The following is a 5,814-nucleotide window of genomic DNA, read 5'->3' as shown; positions in this document are numbered from 1 at the left end:
GGGGTGGCCCGCGGCCCAGGTGGCGACGGGAGCGGTGGCGCTGGTCGACGGCGACCGGACGGAGCCGGTCGCGGAGTCGGCGGTCGCCGCCGACCGGCAGATCGAGCAGCGTGTACGGAAGGAGGTGGCGGCCGCCGAGGAGACCGCCCGCACCCGGGAGGCCGCCCGCCGCACGGCCGCGGCCCGCGACCTGGCCCGAACCCTCCGGGCCCCGGGCGTACGCCCCCGGCTCCGGGGCCCGTCGGTGGAGGTGGCCTTCACGGAGGGCCTCTTCGCCACCGGCGCGGAACTGACCCCGCAGGGCGCCGCCCGGCTCGCCGCCCTGGGCGGGCACCTGACCGCCCTCGAAGCCCGCATCGAGATCCACGGCCACGCCGCCACCGTCCCCGACGCCCCCCGCCGCGGCGGCTCGGTGGTCGCGCTCTGGCGCGCCCTGATCGCGGCCCGCGAACTGAGCACGGCGAGCGGCAAGCCGCTGACGGCGTTCACGACGGCCAGCGCGGACCAGCGGGAAGCACCGTACGACGAGGACGCGAGAAACCGCACGGTAACGGTGGTGATCACCCCGAAGTAAACCCCGCCCCCGGCCGAGGCGCGTCAGGACCGTTTCCCGGGCTACTCGAACCCCGCGAACAGCGGCGGCTTCCGCCCCGTCACCGCCAGGTTGAGGAACGCCTCGGCGTCCTCGCCGAAAAGGTAGACGGCAGCGTCCCGGTCGCCGTAGAAGCGGCCGTCCTCCGCCACGTAGATCGTGACGTGAAAACTCGTCCGCGCCACCGGGCACACGGCCGCACCCACCGCCTCGGTGACGGCGGCCCGGAAGATCGCGCCGTGCTCGGTGGTCTTCCGGGCGTAGTCGGTGTCGGTGAAGCTGTGCACGAGCCGCCCGTTGATCTCCGCGGAGGGCTCATGGACGAGGTGGAGGTCGCCGTACTCGACGAGGAAGCCGCGGGCCGCGGGGTGAACGGTGATCTCCAGCGACTCCAGTCTGGCGACCACGTCGCCGATCTCCACCCGTCGCCCGGGGTACCACCCCGCTGCGCGCAGTGAGTCGAGAGCCTGGGGGGTGAGCTTCGCCGTCAACTGAACATCCAGCCTGAGGGCATGCTCGGGGCCAGGTCTTCGGCACCGTTGCGTACCAGGACGCTCTGACAGGAGAGGCAAGCGGCTTCCGGCAGTCGCGACTGGACATCCACGGTCAGGAACTCTATCTCCCGGAAGGGGTTCTGGCCGTCCCCGAGGTGCCGGAGGTCGACGCCGTTCTCGGCGATCAGGTTGCTCACCGCCCGGATCTCCGCACAGTTCGCCGCGTCCCAGTCCATCTGTCCGCCGTTGCGCAGCGCCGAGACCACCTCGTCCTCGAAGTAGGCGGGTCGGCCCGTGGGGCCCGAGAAGCCGCGGGCGACGATGTCGGTGCCTCTGATGCGCGCCACCGACACCATGTTGATCCTCGGACTGCCCGCCAGGTTCAGGCGGTTGGCCTCGGCCAGCGCGCTGCCCAGCTCCGTGCTCATGCACTGCGCCAGCACCAGACCCCACGGGTCGGAGTCGATGAGCGGGTCGGCGACGTAGCCGGTGTGGTTGGGGCCGGCGGCGGGGCCCAGCGGGTCGGGAGAGAGGTACCGGACCATGTCCGGGTCGTAGTAGCGGCGCAGGTTGTAGTAGAGGCCCGACTCGTCGTCCAGATACTGGCCGGGAAAGCCGAGTCGGCAGCGTGTGTCCGTCGTCGCTGCGCCCGCCAGCGGCGCCCCCCACAGGTCGGCACGGCGTTCCCAGGCGATCTCGCCCGCCGGATCGAGCAGCTCCGTGGGGGTGCCCGCCGCGTCGGTCACTATCAGGTGGCTGTGTTCGGTCGTCTCCCCGGGGCCGGACGTGCGGCGCTCGGTCTGCAGCAGGGGCCGGTGCATGCCCGGGGCGTACTCCCAGACGGTCGCCGTCTCCGGCGTCAGCTCCTCGACGACCCGGGCGCCGTCCCAGGCGAAGTCCGTGCGCCCGGCCGGCGTGCCGTCGGGCGCGAGCCGTTCCTTGGCCGTCCGGCGGCCCAGCGGGTCGTGGAGGTACCGCCAGGTCGTGCCGTCCGGCTCGACGAGCCGGACGAGGCGGTCCTCACCGTCCCAGGCGTACCGCCACTCGCGGCGTCCGCCGGAGAGCAGCCGGCGGATCCGCCGGACGACCCGGCCGCGGGCGTCGTACTCGTACGCCGTGCGCCGTTCGCCCGGCACCCGGAGCAGGTTGCCGTTCGCGTCGTAGGCGTACGATTCGGCGCCGCCCGGGGTCCGGACTCCAGTGATCCGGCCCATGGGGTCGGCGGTGAAGTCCCGTCGACCGCCCGCGGTGTCCGCGACCGCGGTCGGCGTACCGGCCGGCCCGTAGGTGAACTCGCGGCTGCGGGCCCCGGTGCCGCGGCCCAGCCGCTGTACCGCCGGCCGGCCGGCGGCGTCCCAGGTCTGGGTGAGCAGCGTGACGCCGTCGAAGGTCGTGCGCCGGCGACGCGCGACCGGGTCGTGGTCGAACCCGATCGTGTGTCCCGCGGTGACGAGCGTCTCGGGGACGGGCGCCCGGGCCGTAGTCCCAGGTGCTCTCGACACCGGCGGGGGTGACGCGGCCGGTGCGGCGGCCGGCGAGGTCGAACGTGCTGCGCACGGCTCGCCCGTTGCACACCTCCGCCAGCACCCGCCCGGCCGCGTCCCGCTCGAAGAGCACCTCGGCGTGGTGGTTCGCGGCAGCCACCAGCCTGCCCGAGGGGTCGAACTCGTACGTCGTGGACTGCTCGCCGACGAGTTTGCGCACCACGTTGCCGTCGGCGTCACGGGTGTAGCGCAGGGCCCCACCGTCCGCGCGGGTACACGCCACGACGAGGCCCCTGGCATCGAGTTCGTACGCGGTGTCGACACCGGCGAAGTCCGTCTCGCCGACCACTCTGCCGGCCGCGTCGTAGCGGTACGTCCAGGTCTGTCCGACGGCGTTCCCCAGCTCCACCAGCCGGCACTCCGTGTCGTAGCGGAACGTGAGGCGCCCGCCGTCGGGGTTGGCGCGTGCGGTGACCTTGTCGAAGGGGCCGTACTCGAAGTGCGTGGTGGCGCCGAGCGCGTCTGTGTACGCGAGCATGTTGCCCTCGGCGTCGTAGGCGAAGCGCTCCACACCGCCGGCCGGAGTCTCCCGGGTGAGGAGCCGCCCGGTCGTGCTCCAGGAGAACCGGCTGACGGATCCGGCCCGGTCGGAGGTCGTGGCGATCCGCCCCATGGGGTCGTAGGTGTAGGTCACCGCGGTGCCGTCCGCCTCCGCCACGCGGGTCGGCTGGCCCGCGCCGTCGGTGTCGACCTCCTGGACGCGGCCCGACGGCCGGACGATCCGCGTCAGACGGCCCCGCCCGTCCCGCTCGAAGCGCGTCGTGGCGCCGAGCGGATCCACCGTCGCGACCAGTTGCCCGGCGGCGTCGTACTCGCGGCGGTAGGTCTCCCCGCCGGGGGCGGTGAGGGTGGTGGGCAGGCCGAAGTCGTTGTACGTCAGCCGGGCGGTGCGGGCACCCGGATATTCGATGGTCACCGGGTTGCCTGCGGCGTCGTACGTGTATCGCGTCGTGTGGCCGGCCGGGTCGGTGTACGAGAGCAGCCGGTTGTCGGCATCCCAGGTGCGGATCGTCGTATTGCCCAGGGGGTCGGTCTCCGCGACGGGCTGCCAGGCGTCGTTGAGGCGATAGGTGGTGGTCTGGCCCAGGGAGTTCGTCGCCCGCGTGGTGAGGGTCTCTTCGTCGTACGTGTACGTGTAGTCGAGGATGCCGTCCGTGCCACGGGCGGCCGTGCACCGGCCCGCGGCGTCGTACTCGTAGCGGTAGCGGGTACCGTTGCGGTCCTCCCAGCCGGTGATGCGGTGGTCGTCGTCGTAGGAGAGCCGGAACGGTTCGCCCGCGCCGTCGAACACCTCGGTGAGGTTGCCCCGGGGGTCGTACCCGTAGCGTCGGAGCACGGGCTCTCCCGGAGCACTGCGCAGGGTCAGCGCGGTGACGCGGCCGGCCTCGGTCGCCAGCCCCAGCCGGTAGCCGCCGCTGTGCCGGAGTTCGACAGGGCGGCCGGCTTCGTCGTACTCGACGGACACGGCGTTCCCGTTGCGGTCATCGATCCGGGTCAGGCCGAGACCGGCCCCCGCGTCACCGTGCGGCTCGAACCGCAGGGTCCGGCCGTCCTCGGGCCGGTGCACGGAGATCGCGCCGCCCGGCTTGACGCCGCATCCTCACGCATCTTCTTGGCGTCGGCGGCCATCTTCTTGGCCGCTTCCAGACCCGCTTCGGCATTGTCGACGGCCCGTTGGGCGCCGGCCTGGGCGGACTTGGCGTCGGTGGCGTTGCGGGCGGCGGCGCGGACCTCGGAGTCGTCGGGCTTGTCCTTGCCCTCCTTCTCGTCGTACTCCTCGGTTTTGGCGGTGGCGCGTTCGACCCAGGAGGTGGCCGAGTCCAGCCTGCCGGTCGCGGACGACAACTCGTTGCGGGCCTCGCGGCCCCTGGCTAACGCCTTGTCCGCGAGGGACTGGGCGCGTTCCAGCTTCGGCCAGTAGGCGGCGAGCGGCGAAATCGTGCAGCTCCCGGGTCAGTTGCTTCACCCGCTCCGGATCACCCGGCGTCGGGTCCTCGTCGAGGTCGAGCACGTGCCAGTCCGTCGGACGACTCCCCACAGGTCCCCACTCCCCGCATCGCCGGTCGAGAAAGCCGCTCAGAGACACTCCGGGGTGAAGACGGCGAAAGGCGCACGTACGGTTGCACGCCGGGCGCCCGGGCCTCCGGTGCGGGGGCGGTTAGCCCAGGTACGGGGTGGGGTGGGTCAGGTAGTGGTGGAGGCGGAGGCGTTGGGTGGGGTGCATCGGGAGGTCGGGCAGGTCGGCTGGGGCGACGTAGCGCAGCTCCGTCGACTCCTCGGAGATCGCGAGCGTTCCGCCGACGACGCGTGCTGTGAAGCAGACGTTGAACTGCCGCCGTACCTCGCCGTCGCTGTACGCGACGACGTGCCGCGGATCGGTGTACGTGCCGACCACCCCCGTCACCTCGACGTCGAGGCCCGTCTCCTCCTTCACCTCCCGCACCGCGCAGCCGGGCAGCGTGTCGCCCAGGTCCATGCCGCCGCCGGGCAGCGCCCACAGGCCGTTGTCCCGCCGGCGCTGCAGCAGGATGCGGCCCTCGTCGTCGGTCACCACGGCGGAGGCCGCGGCGACGAGGCTGTTGGGCTCGGGTGCGGCCGGGTCGTCGTAGTTACTCGGTACGGGCCATGGGACTCCTCGACCGCGGTGACGGTGTGTCGCGCGGGGCGGCGCGGTATGGCCGGGCCCGGCCGGGATGCCCGGGATGCTCTTGCCTCACCGTATCCGTGCATCGACCGTGCGCGAAGACTGCCGGGAACAGGCAGTGTTTCCGGATGTACGGGATGGCACGGTGAATTCCGCCGGCGCCGGGCGGTAGGAGGGGGACCGCCCGGCGCGGCAGAGGGGGGACGGCATGGGTGCTTTCGTGGCTGCGGCGCTGGGATTTCCGGCCGTCGTCTTCAGCTTCGCGCTGGTCGTCGTGGTCGTCTACTGGCTGTTCGCCGCGGTGACGGGTGCCGTCGGCGACGGCTTCGGCGCCGCCGGCGCCGACGGCACCGGCGGCGGCGCGGCGGACGGCGGGCGCGGCGCCGGCGGGTTCGCGGTCGTGCCGGCCGTCCTGGGGCTCGGCGGCGTGCCGGTGACGGTGGTGCTGTCGCTGGTCGTTGCGGTGGCCTGGTTCACGGCTCTCGTGGCCGGGGTCGCCGTCGTCGCCGGCGGGCCGCCCGCGGCGCTCGCCTGGGCGGC

Annotated in this window: 4 protein-coding genes and 3 pseudogenes; 2 read left to right on the top strand and 5 right to left on the bottom strand. The window is 73.1% G+C overall.

The features are described from left to right. Positions 1-574 (top strand): annotated as a pseudogene (locus ABD317_RS32815) (hypothetical protein); the annotation flags it as partial. A 41-nt stretch (positions 575-615) separates the two neighbouring features. Here the strand turns inward: ABD317_RS32815 and ABD317_RS32810 are convergent. The 5 genes and pseudogenes from ABD317_RS32810 to ABD317_RS32790 all read right to left on the bottom strand — a co-directional run bounded on the left by ABD317_RS32810 (position 616) and on the right by ABD317_RS32790 (position 5,257). Continuing rightward, a complete protein-coding gene (locus tag ABD317_RS32810; RefSeq protein ID WP_344294831.1) occupies positions 616-1,083 on the bottom strand; it encodes an SUKH-3 domain-containing protein in 468 nt (155 codons plus the stop codon). Next, positions 1,080-2,222 (bottom strand): RHS repeat domain-containing protein, encoded by a 1,143-nt coding sequence (locus ABD317_RS32805; RefSeq protein WP_344294829.1) that lies wholly within the window; start codon positions 2,220-2,222, stop codon positions 1,080-1,082. Before ABD317_RS32805 ends, ABD317_RS32810 begins: the two co-directional genes overlap by 4 nt. Then, positions 2,107-4,095 carry a hypothetical protein gene (locus ABD317_RS32800; protein ID WP_344294827.1) on the bottom strand — a complete coding sequence of 663 codons (1,989 nt, stop codon included), beginning with the start codon at positions 4,093-4,095 and terminating at the stop codon, positions 2,107-2,109. Before ABD317_RS32800 ends, ABD317_RS32805 begins: the two co-directional genes overlap by 116 nt. 29 nt (positions 4,096-4,124) lie before the next feature. Next, complete coding sequence (locus tag ABD317_RS32795) at positions 4,125-4,475, bottom strand: hypothetical protein (RefSeq protein WP_344294825.1); 351 nt, start codon at positions 4,473-4,475, stop codon at positions 4,125-4,127. A gap of 313 nt (positions 4,476-4,788) precedes the next feature. Then, positions 4,789-5,257 (bottom strand): annotated as a pseudogene (locus ABD317_RS32790) (NUDIX domain-containing protein). A gap of 225 nt (positions 5,258-5,482) precedes the next feature. Between ABD317_RS32790 and ABD317_RS32785 the strand changes: the two are divergent. Beyond that, positions 5,483-5,814, top strand: a pseudogene (locus ABD317_RS32785) (hypothetical protein); the annotation flags it as partial.

It is taken from the genome of Streptomyces synnematoformans (assembly GCF_039531005.1).
Taxonomy (GTDB): domain Bacteria; phylum Actinomycetota; class Actinomycetes; order Streptomycetales; family Streptomycetaceae; genus Streptomyces; species Streptomyces synnematoformans.
Note: the sequence above shows the minus strand (reverse complement) of the source record. Positions and strands in the feature narration are given on the sequence as shown.